Genomic DNA, 21,884 nt, shown 5'->3' with positions numbered 1-21,884 from the left:
CACAACACTGAACCGGGGCTTTTTCTTGCGCAAAGCCTGAACCCTGCGAGCGGCTTTTCCGCCGTCGCTACAACATGCGCTGCATTTCCTCGCCGAGCCATTTTCGGAATTTCCGCGTCATGCGGTTTTCGTGGCGTTGAAAGACGACACGATAGTGGCCGAGATCCACCGGGCCGAAACCGGGCAAGGCCACCAGCCCCCCGGAACGGATTTCGCGCTCCGTCAAAAATGCCGGCGCAAGAACCATCCCCAATCCCGCGGTCGCGGCATGCAGGGCGGCATCGTCGGTGTCGAACACATGCTGGATCTGTATGGCGTTCCGATCGAGGCCGAGGGTGCGGGCCCACAGCGCCCAGTCCCAATTGTCCTGCGCGCATTGAAGGGCTGGGATCCTCCCGAGGTCACCGGTGCCTTCATATTGTGCGGCCGCCAGAAGAGCCGGCGATGCGACGGGACGGCTCATGTCGGCGGCGAGCCACTCGCCCTCCACAGGCGCCGAGCCGGCACGATGGTAGGAGATGGCAAGATCGCAGGACCCGAGGGATATGTCGGAGGCAATCTTCGTCTCCACACGGACACGGGCCGCCGGGTGGATCACCTTGAACCGCTCCAGGGCCGGGATCAGCCAGCGAACGGCCAGGGACATGGAGACACGCACGACGATTTCGTTCTGATCGCGACTCAGCGCTTCCGCCGAGCGATCGATCGCGGCGATTGCTGCGGCGGCATCGTCGTAGAAACGGCGTCCGGCGTCCGTCAGCACCAGGAAGTTATGGCTCCTCTTGAAAAGAGCCAGGCCCAACTCGCCTTCCAGCTTCTTGATCTGATGGCTGACCGCACTCGGGGTCACGCCGACCTCTGCAGCAGCCTGCGAAATGCTGAGATGGCGGGCGGTCAGGACAAAAATCCGCACCGCATTGAGCGAGACGCTTCGCTTGTTCTGCATCGAAAATACTCATCCAGGGTTCAAAAATCGAATTTGCAATACAGGCGGCCGATTTGGCAAGACATGCGGGAGAAACCATTGAAAGATAAGGTCTTGCGGAAGAACCTGCTGAATTCGAATGCCGAGGCGATGATCTGGGTCGTACTCGGAACGGCGTTATTTTCCTTGATCTTCGCATCGGGAAAATTCGGCGGAGAAAGCACGTCCGTCGTTCAGATCCAGTTTCTTCGCTATGTCAGTGGTTTTGCGACATTGCTCGGCGTCGTCGCCTGCAAGGGCGGAAGTATGCGCGCCTATCGCAGCGACCGGCCGTTTTCGCATGCGGCGCGCGCTGTCTTCGGCGTTTCGGGCGGTTTCGCGCTGATCTATTCCTCGGCTGAGATGCCGATCGTCGATGCGACCGCGCTCGGCCTGCTCTATGTTGTTTTCGTCATTCCGCTTGCCGTTCTCATCCTGAAGGAGACCGTGACCAAACAGCATATGGTCGGCATCACGCTCAGTTTCGCCGGTGCAGGCTTCATCATGGTCTCGCGTGGTGCGTTCACGCAATTCCAGCCGGCCTATCTCATACCCGCGGCGATTGCCGTTCTCGGTGCCGCCCTGCTGGCCATCGAAGGCCTGATGATTCGCGTTCTCTCCCATGCCGACCGGCCGCTGACGGTCCTTCTTCATGTCAACGGCTTCGGCATCATCCTTTTGGCCGTGCCGGCGGTGATGACCTGGAAAACCATGTCCCTGTCCGCCATGGTTCCCTTTCTCCTGCTCGGCCCCATCGCCGTTACGGCGCAATACTGCGTCGTGCGCGGCTACCGGCTTGCCTCGCTCGCGATCGTCGGGCCGGTCGACTATGCGTGGCTTGTCTTTGCCGCGCTCATCGGGTTTCTGTTTTTCAATGAGATCCCGACCACGGGCGTCATCGCCGGCGCGGCGATCATCGCCATCGGCGGGATCGTGCTTGCCGTTATCAAACCCGTGCCGGAAAACGTGCCTGCGAGCGATCGATGACATACGGGATTTGCGACAGGGCTCTGTCGCGAATATCGGCGCCCATCCTCCCGTTCGCTTTTAAACTACGCTCACCGCAATTGGATTCTTGCCATGTCGCAGCCCTCCGCCCTGCCGCAATCCGTAAACGCCGGACCACAGAGCCCGGTGCAGGGCGCCGCGCTCGTCCTCGGTTCCGCCATCGTCTGGAGCTTCGGCGGCACGCTGGCGCGCTTCCTTCATATCGAGGATAGCTGGACCATCGTCTTCTGGCGCTCGCTGTTTGCCGCACTGTTCCTGCTTGGCTTCATGCTTCTGCGCAACGGCCCGCGCGGCACGGTCACACTGTTCCGCAGCATGGGCCTGCCGGGTGTCGCCGTCGGCCTCTGCTTTGCCATCGCCTCCACCTCCTTCATCCTGGCGCTCGCCTATACCACGGTCGCCAACGTCGTTCTCATCCAGGCCGGCGTGCCGCTGATCGCCGCGCTCATCAGCTGGATGGTTTTCCGCGAGCGCGTCTCGCTTCTGACATGGTTTGCCATCGCCGCCGTCATCGGCGGCGTTGCCATCATGGTGTCGGATTCCATGAGCGGTGCGGTTTCACCGATCGGCGATGCGCTGGCTATCCTGATCGCCTTCGTCTTCGCGCTCGCCACCGTGATCACCCGCCGCTACGCCCATGTGCGCATGACGCCGGCCGTCTGCTTCGGCACCGTCGTCGCCGGCACGGTCGCAGCGATCATGTCGTCCGGCCTCAGTGTCACCCCGCCCGAACTTGGCATTCTCGTCACCTTCGGCGCGCTCAATTTCGGCCTGGGACTGGCCTTGTTCGTCACCGGCGCCCGGCTCGTCCCCTCTGCGCTGGCCGCACTTCTGGGAACGGCGGAAACGGTGCTTGGGCCCCTCTGGGTGGCGCTGATCCATGGCGAGATCCCCAGCACCAACACCGTCATCGGCGGAACGGTCGTGCTGGTCGCGCTGCTGTCCTATCTCAGCGTCGAGATGTGGCGCCAGCGACGGGCGCTTGGCTGAGCGAAAACTGGCCAAAACGCAACTTTTCTTGACATGGCGGCGCAAAACCTTGAAGTCCTCTGACAAAGCCAAGGACAGGACCGCCATGACAGACGTTAAGCCGCAGGACGACAAGCCCCTTTTCGGGCGGCCGTGGATTTTCATCCGCGGCGTGCCGTCGATGAAGTTCCTGCCGCCGGAAGGTCCGCTGGAGATTGCCTTTGCCGGCCGCTCGAATGTCGGCAAGTCTTCGCTGATCAATGGCCTGGTCGGGCAGAAGGGCCTTGCCCGCACGTCCAATACGCCGGGCCGCACCCAGGAGCTCAACTATTTCGTGCCGGACGGCTATTCCGGCGAACCCGGCGACTTGCCGCCGATGGCACTGGTCGACATGCCCGGCTACGGCTATGCGCAGGCGCCGAAGGAACATGTCGATGCCTGGACCAAGCTGGTTTTCGACTATCTGCGCGGCCGCTCGACGCTGAAGCGCGTCTATGTGCTGATCGACAGCCGCCACGGCATCAAGAAGAACGACGACGACGTCCTGAGCCTGCTCGACAAGGCGGCAGTGTCCTATCAGGTCGTCCTGACCAAGACCGACAAGATCAAGGAACCGGCGGTTCCCCGGCTGATTTCCGAAACGCTGGAAAAGATCAGGAAAAGGCCGGCGGCCTTCCCGGAAGTCCTTGCGACGTCGTCCGAGAAGGGCATCGGCATGGACGAACTGCGTGCTGCCATCAAGGTCGCCATTTCGACCTGATCGCCCCTGTCACATTTCGAGCCCCGAAGACGATCAGGCCGCCGAGGCCGGTGTGAACGTCATTGCCATCCCGTTGATGCAATGGCGCATGCCGGTCGGCTGCGGACCGTCATCGAAGATATGGCCCATATGCCCGCCGCAGCGGCGGCAGTGACATTCGGTCCGCGTCATGAACAGCGATGTATCCTCGCGCGTGGCGATCGCGTTCGGCAGCGCTTCCCAGAAGCTCGGCCAGCCGGTGCCGCTGTCATATTTCGCTTCGGACGAATAGACCGGCAGGTCGCAGCCGGCGCAATGGAATGTGCCCTTGCGCTTCTCGGTGTTGAGGGCGCTGGTGAACGGCCGCTCGGTGTCCTCGTGACGCAGGATCTGATACTGCTCGTCATTGAGGATGGCCTTCCATTCCGCGTCGGTTTTCGTCACTTCGAATGTTTCGGCGGCGATGCTCTGCGGGGCAAAGCCGCGAAACGCTGCTGTAGCGGCAATGGCAACTCCGGAAAGAAGAAAAAAGCGTCGGCTCGTCATGATGTTCTCCAGTCTGGCGAATGGCTTCGGCAATTCCCCGCCAGACTAATGCGCCGTTCGCTGCGCGGCAAAACAATTGGCGATCAATCCCGCGTGAGGAACTGCTTGAATACGATATAAAAAGGCCACCGGTGCGTGGTGACCGGTGGCCTTGAGGCCGGAGAGGTTGGGTCTCCGGCCCGGCGCCGAAAATGCATTCGAAAATACATCCGGCTCCCAATCCCTATTGCCGAGAAGCCGATCAGGCCTTCGGCAGCAGAACCTTGTCGATCACGTGGATGACGCCGTTCGACTGCTTGACGTCGGCGATTGTGACGGTGGCGACCCCGCCGGTTTCATCCGTCAGCGTGATCTTGCCGCCGTCAGCCTTGGCCTTCAGCACGCAACCGCCAACCGTCTTGACGTCATGGGTACCGCCATCGTCGGCCACCATCTTGGAGATGGCATCGGACATCGCATTGGCAGAGACCACATGGCAGGTCAGCACCTTGGTCAGCATGTCCTTGTTCTCGGGCTTCAGCAGCGTGTCGACGGTACCGGCCGGCAGGGCGGCAAATGCCTCGTTGGTCGGGGCGAACACCGTGAACGGGCCGGCACCGGACAGCGTTTCGACGAGACCGGCGGCCTTCACGGCAGCGACCAGCGTCGTGTGGTCCTTGGAGTTAACGGCATTCTCGACAATATTCTTGTTGTCGTACATCGGTGCGCCGCCGACCATCGGGTTTTCGGCGTGTGCGGCAAAAGTGCCGGCGGCCAGTATCGAGGCGACGGTAACCGTGCGCAGCATGGACTTGAACATTTCTATTCCTTCCTGTTGATCTCGTTGACCCGCGATGCGGGCCTCTCCCAATTTTTCTGGAATTCATGTTCCCTGCAGAGGACAAAGCGAGGAACGGGAGGTTTTCCGAAAGAGTTTCAGGAAAAATACGAATTCTCCAAATATTTGATTTTTTATGGTTTTATGACAATCTACAGAGCGATCGAAAAAATGCTGCGCCCTTTCGGGCGCAGCATTTGGTAAGCAAAAGCTAACGTGAAGCGTCGCCGTCTATGGCAGACGCGTCTTGCCAACGGCGACCACCGGCCCGGTCGCGGTCCCGGTCGGCGAGCCGCCGAAGGGCTCGACGCTGACGGCAAGGGTGACGCCCGCTCCGAACCTGGAGCGCAGTTCTTGCGGAATGATGATCTCGCCCTCGCCGGTCTGCGGCAGGACACCGAGCGACTTGGCGGGGTTGTCGCCTTCGATCAGCCAGAGTTCCAGCGATTTGGTTTCCGCCTGCCTGGCTGCAACCGGCGTAATTTTCAGCGCGCCGCTGCCGGCATCGTATTGCGCCAGAAGATTGATCGTTGTGCTGGCGTCCCCGGTCAACTCGGCCACCAGTGGCTGCGTCTGGCTTGCCGGCGTCAGGATGCCGGACGAGAATGTCGCAACGGTGACAAGACACGCGACGGACGCCAGCGTCAGCACGCGCCAGAGAGCCAGCGAGTTCCAGACCCCGCCTGCTGCCGCAACCGGTCTCGTCTGGTCGGCAAACAGCCGGCGCTCGACGGCAACCAGCACCTGCGGCGGCGGCGCGATCGGCTCATAGGCATCGTCGAAGGAGGAAAGATTGCTCTGCCAATGATCGACCATGGCCGCGAAGGCGCCGTCGAGAACCATGCGTGCCTCGACTTTGCGGCGATCATCGGCGGACAGAACACCCAGCACATATTCGCCCGCGATCACCTGGTCGCGACGGGAATCTCCGCTTTCGGGGTTCTGTGTGGTCATCGCTCCATGCACTCTCTCAGTTTCAACAGGCTGCGGCGCAGCCACGTTCGCATCGTATTCAGCGGCGTGCCGAAAAGATCGGCCAGTTCCTGGTAGCTCAGTCCCTCGACATAGGCCTTGCGCACGGCTTCCGCCCGGTCCGCCTCGAGTTCGTTCATGCACGTGTCGATCCGGCGGCCCTCCGCCGTATTGATGGCGGTTTTTTCCGGGTCCGGAGCAGAATCGGCGAGATCATATGCCTCGTCAATGGTGTTTGCCACTGGCTTTCGCGCCCGCAGGGTGTCAATCGCATGATTGCGCGCGATCGCCGAAAGCCAGGACATCGGATTGGTGTCGCCGCTCGCATACCGGTCGGCCCGCTGCCAGATCTTGATGTAGATTTCCTGCAAGGCTTCTTCCGCCTCCGTCCGGTCCCGCAAGATACGGACGCAAATGGCAAAAAGTTTCGGGCTGGTCAGCCGGTAGAGGGCGGAGAACGCGGCGCGGTCCCGCAGCGAGACCCTGCCGATCAGCGTGGAAATGTCGTCTATGGCCATCGATGCTTCCGGTCCTCGCCCCGTCAGCGGCGAACATAGGGCACAAGGCGGGGGATAAAAAGGGATCCGCATCAGATAAAGTCGGCAACCACAGCCGATGTCACACCGGCTTTATCTTTACTGCTGATCATTCCCTCCACCGGCAACTTGCGCTAAACAGCACCCGGCTAATTTCGAGGTATTCCCATGTCCGCATCCGAAAGCGAAATCCAGGCAAATCTTCTCGCCAAGGCGCTGCCCTATATGCAGCGCTACGAGAACAAGACGATCGTCGTCAAATATGGCGGCCACGCCATGGGCAATGCCGAGCTCGGCAAGGCCTTTGCCGCGGATATCGCGCTGTTGAAACAGTCCGGCGTCAACCCGATCGTCGTCCACGGCGGCGGCCCGCAGATCGGTGCGATGCTGACCAAGATGGGCATCGAATCGAAATTCGAAGGCGGCCTGCGCGTCACCGATGCCAAGACCGTCGAGATCGTCGAGATGGTGCTGGCCGGTTCGATCAACAAGGAAATCGTCGCACTGATCAACCAGACCGGCGAATGGGCGATCGGCCTTTGCGGCAAGGACGGCAACATGGTCTTCGCCCAGAAGGCCCGCAAGACTATCATCGACCCGGACAGCAATATCGAGCGCGTTCTCGATCTCGGCTTCGTCGGCGAAGTGATCGAAGTCGACCGCACCCTGCTCGATCTTCTCGCCAAATCCGAAATGATCCCGGTCATCGCACCGGTCGCACCCGGCCGCGATGGCGCCACCTACAACATCAACGCCGACACCTTTGCCGGCGCCATTGCCGGCGCGCTGCACGCCACCCGCCTGCTGTTCCTCACCGATGTTCCCGGCGTCCTCGACAAGAAGGGCGAACTGATCAAGGAACTCTCGGTCGCCGAAGCACATGCGCTGATCAAGGACGGCACGATTTCCGGCGGCATGATCCCCAAGGTCGAAACCTGCATCGAAGCGCTCGCCCGCGGCGTCGAAGGCGTCGTCATCCTCAACGGCAAGACGGCCCATTCGGTGCTGCTGGAAATCTTCACGGAGCATGGGGCTGGGACGCTGATCGTTCCGTGAGGGATGGCAGATAGTTCGGCAGCGGTTGGGGTTGGTTCGTTGTTTTGAGTGCGGCTGGCGCCGTCGAAATGGCTGGTTACAATCCCCCACTTCCGTCATTCCTGTGCTCGTCACAGGAATCCAGCCGCGCGACGTCCGTCGCGTGAAAAGAGTCTTTCAGCGGCGCAGACGCGCCGCTACTGGATCCCCGCCACAAGGGCGAGGATGACGGGAGAGTGAGGTGAGGTGAGGTGCGTCGCTCCACAACCGCTAACCCCGCGCGCTGGAAACCCAAGCCCCTCAGCGTCCCTGATAAACCCCGCTCGCCTCACCCTTCAGCCACTCGATCATCGCGCGGTACGGCCCCGGCCCGTAGCTGACGCGCCCGACGCCAAGCCCGGCCAGCGTCTTCACGTCCATGCCCTGCCGCATCATGATATTGACCGGCAGCACAACAGCCTCGCAAACTCCACCAATCAGGTCCGGGTTCGACAAGCCCGGCACGAAGAAGCCGCTGGCGCCGGCCTCAGCATACGCCGCTGCCCGCTCGATTGCCTCGTCGACCAGCGGTGCGTGGCGCACGGGGTCGGAGACCTTCAGGAACAGGTCGGTGCGGGCGTTGATGAAGAACGGAATACCCTTCTCATCCGCCATCGCCCGGATCGCCTTGATCCGCGCCGCCTGCGCCTCGATCGTATGCAGCCCGCTGCCGCCGACCACCTGGTCCTCGAAATTGATGCCGACAGCGCCCACGTCGATCAGCCGTGCGACATTCAGCGCAGCGCCTTCCCCATCTTCGGCATACCCGCCCTCGAAATCGATCGACACCGGCAGATCGGTCGAAGCCACGATGGCGCGGGCGATATCGACGAGTTGCAGCAACGGAATGTCCTGACCGTCGCCATAGCCATTGGCAGCGGCCACCGACCAGCTTCCGGTCGCCAGCGCCTTGGCGCCGGCGTCTGCCACCGCCTTGGCGCTGCCCGCGTCCCAGATGTTGTAAAGCACCAGCGGATCGCCCTTGCGGTGCAGCTCCGTGAACGCCTTTGCCTTGTCCGTCTGGTTCATCGCTTTTCCTCCGAAAACGTCTTTCCCTGTCATGCCACAACAGGGATAGCCGGCGCCAGAGCTGGTGATCGGCTTACGTCCACATCAACAGCAGCAGGATACCCGTCACGATCAGCAGGCATCCCGCCGTTTCCATGCGATTGATCCGCTCGCGGAACAGGAAGATCGAGGCCATGAAGGTGAAGACCAGTTCGATCTGGCCCAGCGCCCGCACATAGGCGACCTGCTGCAGCGTCATCGCCGTGAACCAGCAGGCCGACCCCGTCACGCCCGCCAGCCCGACAAGCGCCGACGACCGCCAGGAGCGCGCCACGCGTCCGATCTCGCTTTTGTCCTTGATGAGCATCCAGATGAGCATGAACACCGTCTGGAACGTCGTCACGCAGGCAAGCGTCATGGCCGCCTGCATCACCGCATTCGGCCCATTAAGCGACAGTGACGCCGAGCGATAGGCCACCGCCGAAATGCCGAACACCGCGCCCGAGGCGATGCCGATCAGCGCCGTGCGCCCGGTCAGCGCCACCATCAGGTTGCGCCAGGACAGCGGCATCCGCGCCACGGAAATCATCATCACGCCGATGACGCCGACGATGATCGCCGCGACAGCACCCGGCGTCAGCCGCTCGCCCAGAAGGATCAGCCCGAAGATCGCCGCCTGCACCGGCTCGGTCTTCGAATAGGCCGTGCCGACGGCAAAATTGCGCAGCGAGAAGAGATAGACCAGCAGAATCGTCGCAAAGATCTGCGCCAATCCCCCGAGTACAGCCCAGAACACGAAGGCGCCGGTCAGCACCGGAAAGGCATAGCCCGCGAAAGAATGCAGCCCCAGCACATAGGCGATCGCCAGCGGAAAGCCGAAGCCGAAGCGCACGAAGCTCGCGCCTGTCGTGCCGAGCGAGCCCTGCAGATGCTTTTGCAACGCGGAGCGCAGGTTCTGCAAAAAGGCGGCGGTGATGGTGATGGCGATCCAGGCTTCCATCCCTGCCCGCTAGCATGGCGCAACTGCGGAATCCATATCTGTGTGGGCGACGGCGGAGATTTGTCGCCTTTCGGTCACAACGCCCGCCGGTGTTTCCACCGGAAGCGCTCCAGCCAGCGGGAGGTGCCTTGCGCCGTTGGCCCGGCGGGTTTTGACGATGGCGGCCGCGAGACGTTTCAGACCGATTCTTCGCGAGCATCAGGCACAGCCGCGACCTGGCGGAATGTCAGCGGTGGCGCTTCTTCTTCCGTCTTCCTCACGCGCTGATCGTAGTCCGGCGAGACGGTGCCCAGAACGCGGTCCCAGAAGGAAAAGTAATTGCCGTAGTTGTAGCGGAAGCCCGAATGATGCTGGTCATGGAACGTCGTGCACAGCATCGGTGACGGATAACGCGCCGTCGAGGACGCAAAATACTCGAACCCGCAGTGGCCGAACATGCCGTTGAAATGTTCGAATACGCGTTGTCCAATCAGAATGGCCGGCGGAAACGGGACGACCAGGACGATGACCGCCGAAAAACCCTGCAGCAGGAAGTTGTCGAGGACATCCTCGGAATAGGTACTCCAGACCGTCGGTGCGACACTCTTATGGTGAAGCGCATGCAGGGGGTAGAGCCATTTCGTGTGCAGCAACCGGTGCATGAAATAGAACCAAGTGTCGTACAGGAACATCACGAGAAGGAAGAGCGGCACCGCCGTCCACCAACTGAAGGCCCAGGGCGCCGGCGCCCAGCCCTTTTGCTGGAGGTAGAGGCCGATCGTCAGCGGCAGGCAGGCGCTGAACATCGAGGCCAGGCTCTGCCGGATTTCCGCATTGCGGCGCTTGCTCGAGCCGCGCCCCTTCTGGATCTTCCGCTCGGGATTGCGGTCGTTCATCCAGGTTATGGCAAAACCGAAAGCGAAGTAGGTAATGACTGATGCGGCATAGAAGCCGGACAGAAACAACAGATAGAAGAATTCATCCGACATCGGCACTTCCAAGCCCCTGCGCCAAACCGCTCCGGCACGAACCGTGACACATCGGCTCGGCAATTCAAGGTGGAAATGCGCGCGACGCTCACAAAGCCCATTTCCTCGTCACATCCGCCATGGCATAAGGCGCGGATGACCCAGCTCGACCGCTTGCCGACCAAAGCCGATTTCGCCCATGTCACCGACTGGGTGTTCGATCTCGACAACACGCTCTATCCGCATCATGTCAATCTGTTCTCGCAGATCGACCGCAACATGACGGCCTTTGTCGCCACGCTGCTGCGGCTGGATCCGGCGGCCGCCAAGACGCTGCAGAAGGAATATTACCGGGATCACGGCACGACGTTGCAGGGCCTGATGATCCATCACGGCATCGACCCCAACGATTTCCTCGAAAAGGCGCATGCGATCGACTATTCCGTCGTGCCCGCCGATCCGGCGCTGGGCGATGCCATCCGCGCGCTTCCAGGCCGCAAGTTCATCTTTACCAATGGCAGCGTCAAGCATGCCGAGATGACGGCGCGGGCGCTCGGCATCCTCGACCACTTCGACGATATCTTCGATATCGTCGCGGCTGAATATGTGCCCAAGCCGGCCGGCGATACCTATGACAAGTTCATGAGCCTGCACCGGGTCGACACCAAACGCGCCGCCATGTTCGAGGACCTGCCGCGCAATCTGGTGGTACCGAAGGCGCTCGGCATGAAGACGGTGCTGCTGGTGCCACGCAATTTCGAGTACGAATTCGCGGAAGCCTGGGAAAAGACCGGGGACGGCGACGCGCAGGCCGACTATGTCACCGAAGACCTGACCGGCTTCCTCACCCGGATTGTTTCGGAGCGTTGACGCCGCCTATCGAAACGTATTTTCGACACGAAAAAACCCCTTTTATGTCAAAGGCTTAAATTACAAAAGTTTAACTGGTCATCGCGCCGGACCCGTCTATCCTGCTTTCAGGGACAAGGATCACTGAAAGGATTTTGACATGCGGAAGAACACCCTCATTCTCGGCGTCGTCGCTGCCAGCCTCACTTTGACTGGCTTCGTCGCCCCCACTTTCGCCGCCCGGCAGAAGCCGACACCGGAACAACGGGCCGAATGGATGATAAAGCGCCTCGACACCAACGGCGACAACAAGGTCTCGCTGGACGAGGTCCAGGCGCGGACCACCGACGCTTTCAAGACATTCGATGCCGACGGCAACGGCCAGGTGACGCGCGACGAGATCAAGGCCAAGCGCCAGGCCTTCCGCGAAGCCCGCAAGGAAATGCGCGCCACACGCGACAAGACCGGCGAAGACAAGACGGTGGCGATGGAGAAGCTCAGGGAAATGCGCCCGGCGATGCTGCCCGGCATGCGGCACAAGGCCTTCAAGCGCGTCGATACCGACAACAGCGGTTCGCTCAGCCTGGCCGAAGTCACGGAACAGGCCGGCAAGATGTTCAAGCGCCGCGACGCCAATGGCGACGGCTTCATCGACGCCGCCGATTTCACCAAGAAGATCTGACTCCAAGTCACGCCCCGGCCGTCGATGGCCGGGGCGCCAGACTGTCGGAAATCGTCGCTGGTTTGCGAACCATTCGACCTCCCCCATCATGCGCCCTGCGACAGACCGGTGGCTTCAAGGTCCCTGGCAAGACCAGCATGAGGGTCCGGAGGTGAACTTGACCAGTCTTTGTGTATTGTGGTGTATTGTGCTCATCTATCGCAACCACGAGGACATCATCCGCGACCATGCCTGCAATGGCAATATCGGGACCTCTTTTCAGAACCGGAACCCGACATGAGCCATCCGAGCACCGGCAAATTTGCCCCGCAAGCCGCCGATCAGCCCCCGCTCCGCACCAATACTCTGCCGTTCGGCCAATTCATCGAACCGGAAACCGACGACGAAATCATCAACGTCCATGCGGTGATCCAGCACATGGACGTGCTGCTGCGTGTGCCGACCATCAGCAAGGCCGCGGTCATGCCCGATGCCTGCCCATCCGGCTCCACCCCAGGCACCATTCCTGTCGGCGGTGTCGTCGCCACCAAGGATGCGATTCATCCCGGTTTTCACTCGGCCGACATCTGCTGCTCCATGGCCGTAACCTTCTTCAAGCGCAACGACGCGGTTGCCGACATGCTCGATGCTTCGGTTGCGTCAACGCATTTCGGCCCCGGCAAACGGTCGGTCAGCGAAGTGGGGAAGAATAAAGAGCTCGCACAGTTGATCGACAAGTTCGAGAAGAACTTTTTTCTGAAAGGTCTGGAAGCACACGCCGAGCAGCATTTCATGACGCAGGGCGACGGCAACCATTTTCTCTATATCGGGGAAACCGAATCAGACCATCGGCGCGCCCTCGTCACGCACCACGGCTCGCGTGGCCTCGGTGCGCAGGTCTACAAGCGCGGGCTCGCTGCCGCTCAGAAGCACACCGCCATTCACGCTCCCAAAGTGCCGATGCACAATTCGTGGATCGATGCCAACAGCGATGTGGGCGCACAATATTGGGAAGCGCTGCAGCTGGTCCGCGAATGGACGAAACTGAACCACTTCGCGATCCACCGCAAGATCGCACTGCGGCTTGGCAATGCCATCACCGACCAGTTCTGGAACGAGCACAATTTCGTGTTCCTTCGCGACGGCCTGTTCTATCACGGCAAGGGCGCAACACCGTCTTTCAGCGGCTTCTCGCCGGATGACACGGGCCTGACCCTGATCCCGCTGAACATGGCCCAGCCGATCCTGATTGCATCCCATGCCGACCGCGCCGACGCTCTTGGTTTCGCCCCGCATGGTGCCGGGCGCAACCTCTCCCGCACCGCCCATCTGCGGCGGCTGATGGAGGAGTTCAAGGCCGATGCCCGCGGGCTCAGCCCAAACAATATTGCCGAGATCGTGGCTCGCGAGACGAAAGGGCTGGATATACGGTTCTTTACCGGCAAGCCCGATATCTCCGAGCTACCGAGCGCCTACAAGAATGCCGAGCAGGTCGCGAGCCAAATTGAAAAGCACAAGCTGGCCCACATCTCCGAGCGCATCATGCCGCTCGGCTCGATCATGGCCGGTGACATGAACTGGAACCGTGCTGGCCGCTGAGTTCCTGATGCCCGAACCCAGAAGACCTCCACGTCGCCTCCCTCGTATCGAGGGAGGCGAAAAGTCTTTGCCTCACACGTCCGCCGCCGGTGGCGCAAAACGGATCGCACGGCGGAAGCGCGGATAGGTCCAGTCCAGCGCCAGCATCACGACGAGCGAGAGGCCGACGAGCGGGAAGAGAATTCCGCCGATCGCCAGAAGCGCGATCAGGCCGCGAAACACCCGTCTGTCGGCCGGCATCGGCGGCACGCCGAGCGAGCCCTTTGGCCGGCGCTTCCACCACATGATACCGGCCGAAACCGCCAGCAGGACGATGGCCACGCAGGCAGCGAGCAGGACAAGCTGATTGGCAAGCCCGAACTCCTGCCCCATATGGACGTTGATCCCCCATTCCAGCGCCTTGCCGAGCGGGCCATAATCCGCGTAGCTCATGTCGATCAAGGGCTTGCCGCTGTACTGGTCCAGATGCACCACCCGTTGCTGTGAGAGATCGTCGGGATAGACCGAGCCGGTATAGACGCCGCTCGGGGTCGCCGGGATATTCACGGCATAACCGCGATGCAGGCCAAGCTTGTCGAAGGTGGCGACAGCCTGATCGAGGCCGATCGCGACACCACCATGTCCTGACGACTGCGGCACCTGTGCCTGTTCCAGCGACCACGACGTCTTGGCAATATGGTCGAGATGTTCGTCGGACATCGGCACGGCGGTGCGCACGCCGACGGGATAGCCGAAATTGCTGCCATTGGCCCATTCGTTGACCTTGGCGCCCCAGACGCCGGACCAGGGCATGCCGGTGACGGCGAGAAAGACGATGAAGAATCCGACGACGATGCCGGTCACCGCATGGGTGTCGCGCCAGAAGACGCGGCGTTTCGGCGTGCCGCGAATGCTCATGACACCGCCAGTCTGGCTGCGCGGCCACCACAGATAGATGCCGGTGGCGACCAGCAGGATCGACCAGCCGCCCGCGATCTCGATCAGCGAGCGTGCGAAAGAACCGAAATATTTCAGGCTGTGCAGGGTGCGGATGGTCCACATGATGGTGCCGCGATCCGGCAGCGATCCCAACACCTTGCCGTCATAGGGGTTCACATAGACAGCCAGTTTTCCATTTGCCGGCGTCGTCACGGTGATTTCGGCGGACGAACCCGGCGAAACGGGGTCCGTGAATTTGACGGCGGTACCGGGATAGGCGGCAAGCGCCGCCGCCACCATCGCCGAAGGTGCGGCCCTTGCCACATTCTCTTGAATTTCGACGCGCTTCAGGTCGGCATAAACGGCCCCATCGATCTCGTCCCTGAACAGGTAGAGCGCGCCGGTTATCGCCAGCGTGATCAGAAAGGGCAGGACGAGCAGGCCCGCATAGAAATGCCAGCGCCAGACGGCGCGGTAGAGGTCGGACGAGGAACGCACGGCAACGGCGCCGTTCGCGCGGCCGATGGTAAAATCGGACATGGGATTCTCCGGATAAGCGAAACGATCGACCGTCGCCTGGCGAGCGGCCGTGACTTACGACGTCATGCGGAGAGGAAAGGAGGAGCCCTGGCTTCGGCGAAGAAACTGCGCAGGACAGCGCGGGGCGTGCCTTCAGGAGTGAAATAGGCCTCGGCCACCTCATGCAAGGCAGGCGAAGCGACATCGGCGGACCGGCCGGGCAAAACGGGTGTGGAGCCTGCCGCAAGCTGGCAGAGCGTGGCGCAAAGATCGTGTCCGGCCTTGACCGGGCCGTCTCCCGGCAAGCGCTGTCCAAGGCTGCTATCATGCGAGACGCACAGGATATTGAACGGATCGACGGCGGCGCTCGCCATCGTCCCCTGAGCGATACCGCCCAGAAGCCCCTGCATCAAAAGCATGGCGCCGACCAGCACCGCGATGGCGCCGGCCGACACTCTATCTCTCAGGACAAGCCGCAGGGTTTTCATGGCGGCTCATTGCCACAACCGCGGCCGTCTGTCACTGCGACACAAAGCCGGTTGGAGACTTCGCAGCATCGTGCGCCAAATGGTCAATGACGCCGCTTGCCTGTCAGCTTGACTTCGCCCTCGTCCTCGCCGTCCCAGTAATGCGCCCGCACAGCGCTGACCTTAATCATCACCATACCCTTGGTGTCGATGCCGTCCTTGAACCAATCGCCGAGATCCGGCGTCCAGCGCTCCTTGAAGGCTTCCTTGTCCTTGATCACGTCGGCTTCTCCCTCCACGGCGATCGAAAAAGCTTTCTTTCCCAGAAAGGATAGTCCCACCTTCGAATTCTTCTTGATGTCATCAACCATGCGCGACTTTTCCCAGGTGAAATAATAGGAATCGCCGTCGTAATCGACTTCGCCATTGTTGCTCATCGGCCGTGCAGCAATCGCACCGCCATCCGTATGCGTCGATAGCATGGCGATATCGATATCGCGCATTTTCTGGGCAACTTCGGAAAGGCTCTTCTCGCTCATGGTCAGCTCCTATGTTCGCGAATGAACTGAGGAACGCGCCTGAAGCGATTTGGTTCAGGCGCGTCTGACCAATCAAAGAACAGCAGGCACTTACCGTGCGCCGGAAGCCACAGGCACCGCAGCCGGGTCGACCGTCTCGTAGAATCTCGCGATGATCTCCCAGGCTTCATCGGCCGTTTCGACGAACTGGAGCAGATCGACGTCGTTCGGGGCGATGGTGCCGAACTCGGCGAGCGCTTCGAAATCGATGATCTTGCGCCAGAATTTCTCGCCGAACAGGATCAGCGGCACCAGCGCCATGCGGCCGGTCTGCATCAGCGTGATCGTCTCGAACAATTCGTCGAGCGTGCCGAAGCCGCCGGGAAACACCACGACGGCCTTGGCGCGCAGCAGGAAATGCATCTTGCGGATGGCGAAATAGTGGAAGTTGAACGAGAGCTCCGGCGTCACATAGCGGTTCGGCGCCTGCTCGTGCGGCAGCACGATGTTGAGGCCGATCGACGGCGCGCCGATTTCGGCCGCACCCCGGTTGCCCGCCTCCATCACGCCCGGCCCGCCGCCGGTGGTGACGACATATTCCTTGTAGCCGGACTGCGCCGAATGCAGCGAGCACAGCCGGGAGAATTTCCGCGCTTCCTCGTAGTAGATCGAGGCGGCCGTCAGGTTCTTGCGCTGCGTCTCGTTCTTCGCCGCCCAGGCGTCGCCGCCCGGTTCGGGAATGCGGGCGCCGCCGAACATCACCACCGTCGATGTGATCCCGCGCTCGGTCAGGATCATGTCGGGTTTCAGGAGTTCCAGCTGCAGCCGGACCGGGCGCAGTTCCTCGCGCGTCAAAAAATCGTCGTCGGTATAGGCGAGCCTGTAGGAGGGCGACATCGATTGCGGTGTCTGCGGGACGCCCGCCGCCCGGTGTTTTGCCTGCTCGCTATCGACCAGCGGATCCCAGACCCCGTCCTTGCGCCGCAAATTCGTCTTCTTCACACGTGCCATGTCAAACTTTCCTGCCGCAAACCGGCCGCTCTTCATCGCTGCCGGATGCTCCTTCCCATGTCATCCCGCGCTACGGATCAAATCACCCGCAGCCATCGCGTGACATACACCTTCATCCCGTGCCGACCGCAACCGAAAATCACTTCAATTTTTCGGGATCATGCTCTAGAGCAGATTACGATAGACGCCGAAGTTTAAGGAATTCCGATGACGACCCCTGATCTCGCTTCCCTGTCGAAGACCATCGACACCGCTTTCGACAACCGCGATACCGTGACCATCAACACCAAGGGCGAGATCCGCGATGCGGTGGATACCGCGCTCGATCTGCTCGACGCTGGCAAGGTGCGCGTGGCGGAGCGCGGCGAAGACGGCAACTGGACCGTCAATCAGTGGCTGAAGAAGGCCGTTCTCTTGTCCTTCCGCCTCAACGACATGGAAGTGGTCAAGGGCGGTTCGGGCCAGTCGACCTGGTGGGACAAGGTGCCGTCGAAGTTCGAGGGCTGGGGCGAAAACCAGTTCCGCGAGGCCGGCTTCCGCGCCGTGCCGAATGCGGTCGTCCGCCGGTCCGCCTATATCGCCCCGAACGCCATCCTGATGCCGTCCTTCGTCAATCTCGGCGCCTATGTCGGCGAAGGCACCATGGTCGACACCTGGGCGACGGTCGGTTCCTGCGCCCAGATCGGCAAGCATGTGCACCTGTCCGGCGGCGTCGGCATCGGCGGCGTGCTGGAGCCGATGCAGGCCGGCCCGACGATCATCGAGGACAACTGCTTCATCGGCGCCCGCTCCGAGGTGGTCGAAGGCTGCATCGTGCGCGAGGGCTCGGTGCTCGGCATGGGCGTGTTCATCGGCAAGTCCACCAAGATCGTCGACCGCGCCACCGGCGAAGTGACCTATGGCGAAGTGCCGCCCTATTCCGTCGTCGTCGCCGGCTCGATGGGTTCGGGCGCCACCATGCCGAACGGCCTGCCCGCGCCGAACCTCTACTGCGCCGTCATCGTCAAGCGCGTCGACGAGAAGACCCGCTCGAAGACCGGCATCAACGAACTGCTGCGGGACTGATCGATGGCGACGGAGGGGCAGCAAAGCATGTCCTGGCTGTTCTTCAGCCCCTCCGGCCGCCTCAGTCGCCGGCCCTATTTTCTCGGCTGGCTGTTCTGGGCCGCCATCGGCGGCTTCGTTCTGACGCGCATGTTGGCGCATCAGGAAAATGATCTTGCCCTGGCTCTGTGGACATTGGCGCTGGTGGTGACCGGCCTCGTCTCCACCGCATCGATCGTCATGCTGACCATCAAGCGGCTGCACGATATCGGCTATCCCGGCCATCTCGCCATCTGCCTGTTCATACCCGTGCTCAGCCCCGTCATCTTCATCGCGCTCTGCCTCTGGCCGGGCGACGACGGCGTGAACGGCGACCGCCGCTAGAGCCAGCGGGATAAAGCGCAGCGCCGGTTCATTGTTGCGGCATGCGAAAGGTGAAGCAGGTCTCCTCGGGTGCCGAAATGACCGTCAGCTGACCCTTGTGCGCCTTGGCGATTTCCGAGGCGATGTAAAGTCCGAGACCCAGCCCCTGCAGGTTGGCCTTGGCCGAAGCGCGCACGAAAGGCTTGAAGAGGTCCTTGACCACCGCCTGCGGGATCGGCTCGCCGGCATTCGCTACCGACAGCTCGAAGCGGTCGCCCGCAATGGTCGATCGCACCCGGATCGGCGCTTCGGGATCGCCATGGGTCAGGGCATTGGCAAGCAGGTTCGACAGCAACTGCCCGATGCGGCCCTCGTCGCAGCGCACCAGCGCTTCCGTCAGGTCGGCGTCGATCCGCCGTCCCGGATTGGCCATCCTCAGCTCCCCGATCACCTGCTCCATCACCGGCTTGAGCGGCACCCGGCTCGCCTGCTCCACGGCGATACCGCCGCCGAGCCTGCCGCGGGCGAAATCGAGCACGTTGTCGATCAGGCCCGACATGCGCGCGATGCTGCTCCGCATCAGTGCAAGCACCGTCTTACCCTTGTCGTCCTCCACCGAGCGCAGCAGCATGCGCGTGCCGGCATCCAGCGACGCCAGCGGATTGCGCAGATCATGGCCGAGCACGGCGATGAACTGCTCGCGCAGCTCGCTTGCCTGCCGCTCCTGGTCGATGCGCTGCTGGGCGTCGAGATGGAAGGCGATCAGATTGGCAAACAGCTGGAACATGCCGACGGTTTCCGGCGTGTTCAGCGTGCGCGGCACCGTGTCGATGGCGCAGAGCGTGCCGAAGAAGGAGCCGTCGGCCAGCGTGATCGGCATGGAAATATAGCTCTGCAACCCATAGATCGCCGGCGTGTGGTGGTTGGCATAGGCCGGATCCTCGGCAACATTGTCGATGATGACAGCCTGGCGGTGATCCCGGATCTCGTTGCAGATCGTCGTCTCGATCTTCAATTCGCCGCCCGGCTCCAGGCCGAAGGCGATCTCGTCGCGAACGCTGCAGGCGATCCAGCGATCCACTGTCACCCGCGCCACCGCCGCAAAACGCATGCCGGTCGTCTTGCAGACCACGTCGAGAATGGTCGGTACGGCACTGATCTGCGTGATGGCATCGATGGCGGCGGCGGGGTTGTCGGTCAATGCGTCACTTTCAGCTGACAATGTTCAGGCAGGTTTCCTTGTCGGCGGAATACGACGGTGATGCAAGCCTTCCGGTTGAAAAGGCCCCCTCATGCGGCATCATAGCTTGGGCTTGAACGGCTGCGGACGCCGGGCTGCACCCTGCCGCTCCAGCATCCAGCCCGGATATTCCGGCGGCAGCGCGCTGAGCGCGTCGAGCTTCCGGTTTTCCTCCAACTGTTCCACCCTCGGGGCGTTACTCGGCCGCCACCTGGGTCCTGAGCGCGGCGACGTCGCGCAGCGGCGACAGACCGTAGAGACGGGTATATTCCAGCCCGAACTGGGACGGGCTCTGGTAGCCGACCCGATGCCCGGCGGTTCCGGCGTCGATGTTCTCGACCAGCATCAGGCGCCTCGCCTCGTTGAGCCGGAGCTGCTTCTGATATTGCATCGGCGTCATCGCGGCGACCGCCTTGAAGTGATGATGCAGCGAGGACACGCTCATGCCGACATGTTCGGCCAGGTCCTCGATGCGCAACGGCAAGGCATAGTTTTCCCGCAGCCAGGCGATCGCCTTGGCGACCCGGTTTCCGGGACTGTCTGCCGTGGCGATCTGGATCAGCCGGGGTCCGTAAGGCCCCGTCAGAAGATGATAGAGAATTTCCTGCTCGACGAGAGGGGCAAGCCCGGCAATATCGTTCGGAGTATCAAGGAGCCTGAGATAGCGGAGCGTCGCATCCACGAGCGCCGGCGACGCCTTGTGGACGGCAAGCCCCCGCATGCCGTCGGCCGTTGCCGCGACGGATGGAACGGCGATCCGCTGCAGTACCTCGCGCAGCCGGTCGGGATTGATCATCATGCCAAGACCCAGATGCGGCGTCTGCGGACTGGCGACGCTGACCCGGGAGATGACCGGCAGGTCGAACGACACCACAACACAATCGCCGACCCCATAGCGATAGACATCCTGCCCCAGCGTCACGCTTTTTTCGCCCTGGGCGATGAGGGCGAAGGCCGGGCGATGGGCCAGATGCACCGGGTTCGTCGGCGCGGTCTGGCGCCCGAAGAACAGGTTTTCGATGGCGGTTTCGAACATCCCCGTTCCGGACACGTGCCGTGAAATGATCGAGGCGATTTCCGCGAATCTCTCGGATTGATCTTGCATGGAACGATAAGGCTTCCCGGTTTCCGCCGGTGTTTCCGGCAGTTTCGACGCTACCCCGAAATTGTCGCCTGGGGAATGCGGTGATACCGAAATTTGCAGGATCGCATATAAATCTCGGAGGATCGCTGTAACACCCGGACACGTATCCGTTGCATGATCGGCTCATCGGACGAACGCGGTCCGGCGAATCAAGGAAGAGCCCCATGACCAGATTGACCGGAAAAATCGCTATCGTCACCGGAGTGTCCAACGGGCCGACGGCGCGGATCGCCGGCCGCCTTGCCGGCGAAGGCGCTGCCGTCGTGGTCAACGACGCGGCGGACATGGAGGGCGCCGCTCGTATCGCGGCCGATATCGTCAGGCACGGCGGCCGGGCCATTGCCGTCCAGGGCGATGTTTCGAAATCGCAGGACGTCAGGCGCATCTTCCGCGCCACCGACGAGATTTTCGGCAGGCCCGACATCGTCGTCAACAATGCCGGCATCTTCCGGGTCGAGCCGGCGGATCCGCACCGGGCATTCGCCGTCAATGTCTTCGGCACCTTCCTGATGTGCCAGGAAGCCGCCCGGCAGTTCGGCAACAAGGGCGGCATCATCATCAATATGAGCGCGACGGGCAATGCCACATCGAATGAGGAGGCGCATTCCACTATCAAGGGCGCCATCGATATGCTGACGCTCGGCCTTGCCCGCGAATTCGCCGCGCGCGGAATCCGCGTCGTCTCGGTCGACCCGGCAAGCTTTGACGCGGAAGACCTTTACGAACCCGACGTCCCCGGGACAATGCCACGGCGCATTGCCGGCCTGACGACCCTGCGCCGCCGCGGCAGGCTCACCGGAGCCGGCACCCTCGCCGCCTCCGACGACATCGCCTTCATCCGCAACGAACTGGTCGCCTCGGCCGGCTGGCGCGGGTGGTGAAGGGGGGCTGCAAAGGTTCATGAAGGGCGAGTTTGCGCTAGAGGCGGTCGTTGGCCTCGGCCTGGACGGGTGACAATTTTGGGGCCGTGT

The 21,884-nt window shown here is 62.0% G+C and carries 24 protein-coding genes and 1 pseudogene; 10 read left to right on the top strand and 15 right to left on the bottom strand.

What is annotated here, in order from left to right:
• Window positions 1-67: 67 nt before the first annotated feature.
• Entirely contained in the window at window positions 68-946 is an 879-nt protein-coding gene (locus J2Z75_RS07965) for a LysR substrate-binding domain-containing protein (RefSeq protein ID WP_209850158.1), read from the bottom strand.
• Window positions 947-1,024: 78 nt separating this feature from the next.
• Between J2Z75_RS07965 and J2Z75_RS07960 the strand changes: the two genes are divergently transcribed.
• The 3 genes from J2Z75_RS07960 to yihA all read left to right on the top strand — a co-directional run bounded on the left by J2Z75_RS07960 (window position 1,025) and on the right by yihA (window position 3,701).
• Window positions 1,025-1,951 (top strand): DMT family transporter, encoded by a 927-nt coding sequence (locus J2Z75_RS07960; protein WP_209850155.1) that lies wholly within the window; start codon window positions 1,025-1,027, stop codon window positions 1,949-1,951.
• Between the two features lie 93 nt (window positions 1,952-2,044).
• Window positions 2,045-2,962: a DMT family transporter gene (locus J2Z75_RS07955; protein WP_209850152.1), complete on the top strand. Its 918-nt coding sequence runs from the start codon at window positions 2,045-2,047 to the stop codon at window positions 2,960-2,962.
• Window positions 2,963-3,047: 85 nt separating this feature from the next.
• Window positions 3,048-3,701, top strand: a complete 654-nt coding sequence (gene yihA, locus J2Z75_RS07950; RefSeq protein WP_209850150.1) for a ribosome biogenesis GTP-binding protein YihA/YsxC — start codon at window positions 3,048-3,050, stop codon at window positions 3,699-3,701.
• A gap of 33 nt (window positions 3,702-3,734) precedes the next feature.
• Here yihA and msrB read toward each other — a convergent pair whose 3' ends face one another.
• The 4 genes from msrB to J2Z75_RS07930 all read right to left on the bottom strand — a co-directional run bounded on the left by msrB (window position 3,735) and on the right by J2Z75_RS07930 (window position 6,533).
• A complete protein-coding gene (msrB, locus tag J2Z75_RS07945) occupies window positions 3,735-4,226 on the bottom strand; it encodes a peptide-methionine (R)-S-oxide reductase MsrB (RefSeq protein ID WP_209850147.1) in 492 nt (163 codons plus the stop codon).
• Between the two features lie 241 nt (window positions 4,227-4,467).
• Window positions 4,468-5,025: a fasciclin domain-containing protein gene (locus J2Z75_RS07940; protein WP_209850144.1), complete on the bottom strand. Its 558-nt coding sequence runs from the start codon at window positions 5,023-5,025 to the stop codon at window positions 4,468-4,470.
• Window positions 5,026-5,274: 249 nt separating this feature from the next.
• Complete coding sequence (locus J2Z75_RS07935; protein WP_209850142.1) at window positions 5,275-5,997, bottom strand: anti-sigma factor; 723 nt, start codon at window positions 5,995-5,997, stop codon at window positions 5,275-5,277.
• On the bottom strand, window positions 5,994-6,533 hold the full coding sequence (locus tag J2Z75_RS07930) for a sigma-70 family RNA polymerase sigma factor (RefSeq protein WP_209850139.1): 540 nt from the start codon (window positions 6,531-6,533) through the stop codon (window positions 5,994-5,996). Before J2Z75_RS07930 ends, J2Z75_RS07935 begins: the two co-directional genes overlap by 4 nt.
• Before the next feature lie 186 nt (window positions 6,534-6,719).
• On the opposite strand from J2Z75_RS07930, the gene argB reads away from it, so the two are divergent.
• Window positions 6,720-7,607, top strand: coding sequence for an acetylglutamate kinase (gene argB / locus J2Z75_RS07925; protein WP_209850136.1), 888 nt, complete (start codon window positions 6,720-6,722; stop codon window positions 7,605-7,607).
• Between the two features lie 279 nt (window positions 7,608-7,886).
• Here argB and J2Z75_RS07920 read toward each other — a convergent pair whose 3' ends face one another.
• The 3 genes from J2Z75_RS07920 to J2Z75_RS07910 all read right to left on the bottom strand — a co-directional run bounded on the left by J2Z75_RS07920 (window position 7,887) and on the right by J2Z75_RS07910 (window position 10,601).
• The gene (locus J2Z75_RS07920; protein WP_209850133.1) at window positions 7,887-8,654 is read right to left on the bottom strand and encodes an isocitrate lyase/PEP mutase family protein; all 768 of its coding nucleotides are present in this window, start codon (window positions 8,652-8,654) and stop codon (window positions 7,887-7,889) included.
• A gap of 73 nt (window positions 8,655-8,727) precedes the next feature.
• The gene (locus tag J2Z75_RS07915; RefSeq protein ID WP_209850130.1) at window positions 8,728-9,633 is read right to left on the bottom strand and encodes a DMT family transporter; all 906 of its coding nucleotides are present in this window, start codon (window positions 9,631-9,633) and stop codon (window positions 8,728-8,730) included.
• A gap of 176 nt (window positions 9,634-9,809) precedes the next feature.
• Window positions 9,810-10,601 (bottom strand): sterol desaturase family protein, encoded by a 792-nt coding sequence (locus J2Z75_RS07910; protein ID WP_209850127.1) that lies wholly within the window; start codon window positions 10,599-10,601, stop codon window positions 9,810-9,812.
• Between the two features lie 135 nt (window positions 10,602-10,736).
• Here J2Z75_RS07910 and J2Z75_RS07905 point away from each other — a divergent pair, with 135 nt between their 5' ends.
• The 3 genes from J2Z75_RS07905 (at window position 10,737) to J2Z75_RS07895 (ending at window position 13,689) form a co-directional block, all read left to right on the top strand.
• Window positions 10,737-11,450 carry a pyrimidine 5'-nucleotidase gene (locus J2Z75_RS07905; RefSeq protein WP_209850124.1) on the top strand — a complete coding sequence of 238 codons (714 nt, stop codon included), beginning with the start codon at window positions 10,737-10,739 and terminating at the stop codon, window positions 11,448-11,450.
• Window positions 11,451-11,589: 139 nt separating this feature from the next.
• Entirely contained in the window at window positions 11,590-12,111 is a 522-nt protein-coding gene (locus J2Z75_RS07900; RefSeq protein ID WP_209850121.1) for an EF-hand domain-containing protein, read from the top strand.
• A 276-nt stretch (window positions 12,112-12,387) separates the two neighbouring features.
• The gene (locus tag J2Z75_RS07895; protein ID WP_209850119.1) at window positions 12,388-13,689 is read left to right on the top strand and encodes an RtcB family protein; all 1,302 of its coding nucleotides are present in this window, start codon (window positions 12,388-12,390) and stop codon (window positions 13,687-13,689) included.
• Window positions 13,690-13,761: 72 nt separating this feature from the next.
• Here the strand turns inward: J2Z75_RS07895 and J2Z75_RS07890 are convergent, their stop codons facing one another.
• The 4 genes from J2Z75_RS07890 to J2Z75_RS07875 all read right to left on the bottom strand — a co-directional run bounded on the left by J2Z75_RS07890 (window position 13,762) and on the right by J2Z75_RS07875 (window position 17,122).
• On the bottom strand, window positions 13,762-15,147 hold the full coding sequence (locus tag J2Z75_RS07890) for a PepSY-associated TM helix domain-containing protein (protein WP_209850117.1): 1,386 nt from the start codon (window positions 15,145-15,147) through the stop codon (window positions 13,762-13,764).
• Window positions 15,148-15,209: 62 nt separating this feature from the next.
• Complete coding sequence (locus J2Z75_RS07885; RefSeq protein WP_209850115.1) at window positions 15,210-15,614, bottom strand: hypothetical protein; 405 nt, start codon at window positions 15,612-15,614, stop codon at window positions 15,210-15,212.
• A gap of 83 nt (window positions 15,615-15,697) precedes the next feature.
• Entirely contained in the window at window positions 15,698-16,132 is a 435-nt protein-coding gene (locus J2Z75_RS07880) for a pyridoxamine 5'-phosphate oxidase family protein (RefSeq protein WP_209850112.1), read from the bottom strand.
• A 90-nt stretch (window positions 16,133-16,222) separates the two neighbouring features.
• Window positions 16,223-17,122, bottom strand: a complete 900-nt coding sequence (locus J2Z75_RS07875; RefSeq protein WP_209850111.1) for an LOG family protein — start codon at window positions 17,120-17,122, stop codon at window positions 16,223-16,225.
• A 207-nt stretch (window positions 17,123-17,329) separates the two neighbouring features.
• Here J2Z75_RS07875 and dapD point away from each other — a divergent pair, with 207 nt between their 5' ends.
• Together dapD and J2Z75_RS07865 are read left to right on the top strand one after the other, a co-directional pair.
• Window positions 17,330-18,187, top strand: coding sequence for a 2,3,4,5-tetrahydropyridine-2,6-dicarboxylate N-succinyltransferase (gene dapD / locus J2Z75_RS07870; protein WP_209850109.1), 858 nt, complete (start codon window positions 17,330-17,332; stop codon window positions 18,185-18,187).
• 3 nt (window positions 18,188-18,190) lie between these two features.
• Window positions 18,191-18,550 carry a DUF805 domain-containing protein gene (locus J2Z75_RS07865; protein ID WP_209850107.1) on the top strand — a complete coding sequence of 120 codons (360 nt, stop codon included), beginning with the start codon at window positions 18,191-18,193 and terminating at the stop codon, window positions 18,548-18,550.
• Between the two features lie 28 nt (window positions 18,551-18,578).
• Here the strand turns inward: J2Z75_RS07865 and J2Z75_RS07860 are convergent, their stop codons facing one another.
• From J2Z75_RS07860 to J2Z75_RS07855, 3 genes and pseudogenes are all read right to left on the bottom strand, one after another.
• Window positions 18,579-19,730, bottom strand: a complete 1,152-nt coding sequence (locus J2Z75_RS07860) for a GAF domain-containing sensor histidine kinase (RefSeq protein ID WP_209850104.1) — start codon at window positions 19,728-19,730, stop codon at window positions 18,579-18,581.
• A 99-nt stretch (window positions 19,731-19,829) separates the two neighbouring features.
• Window positions 19,830-19,964: pseudogene (locus tag J2Z75_RS29670) on the bottom strand (aldo/keto reductase); the annotation flags it as partial.
• 1 nt (window position 19,965) lies between these two features.
• Window positions 19,966-20,874 carry an AraC family transcriptional regulator gene (locus tag J2Z75_RS07855; RefSeq protein ID WP_209850102.1) on the bottom strand — a complete coding sequence of 303 codons (909 nt, stop codon included), beginning with the start codon at window positions 20,872-20,874 and terminating at the stop codon, window positions 19,966-19,968.
• A 203-nt stretch (window positions 20,875-21,077) separates the two neighbouring features.
• Between J2Z75_RS07855 and J2Z75_RS07850 the strand changes: the two genes are divergently transcribed.
• Complete coding sequence (locus J2Z75_RS07850; protein ID WP_209850099.1) at window positions 21,078-21,794, top strand: SDR family NAD(P)-dependent oxidoreductase; 717 nt, start codon at window positions 21,078-21,080, stop codon at window positions 21,792-21,794.
• The last annotated feature ends 90 nt before the right edge of the window (window positions 21,795-21,884 follow it).

Source organism: Rhizobium herbae, assembly GCF_017873135.1.
Lineage (GTDB): Bacteria > Pseudomonadota > Alphaproteobacteria > Rhizobiales > Rhizobiaceae > Pararhizobium > Pararhizobium herbae.
Note: the sequence above shows the minus strand (reverse complement) of the source record. Positions and strands in the feature narration are given on the sequence as shown.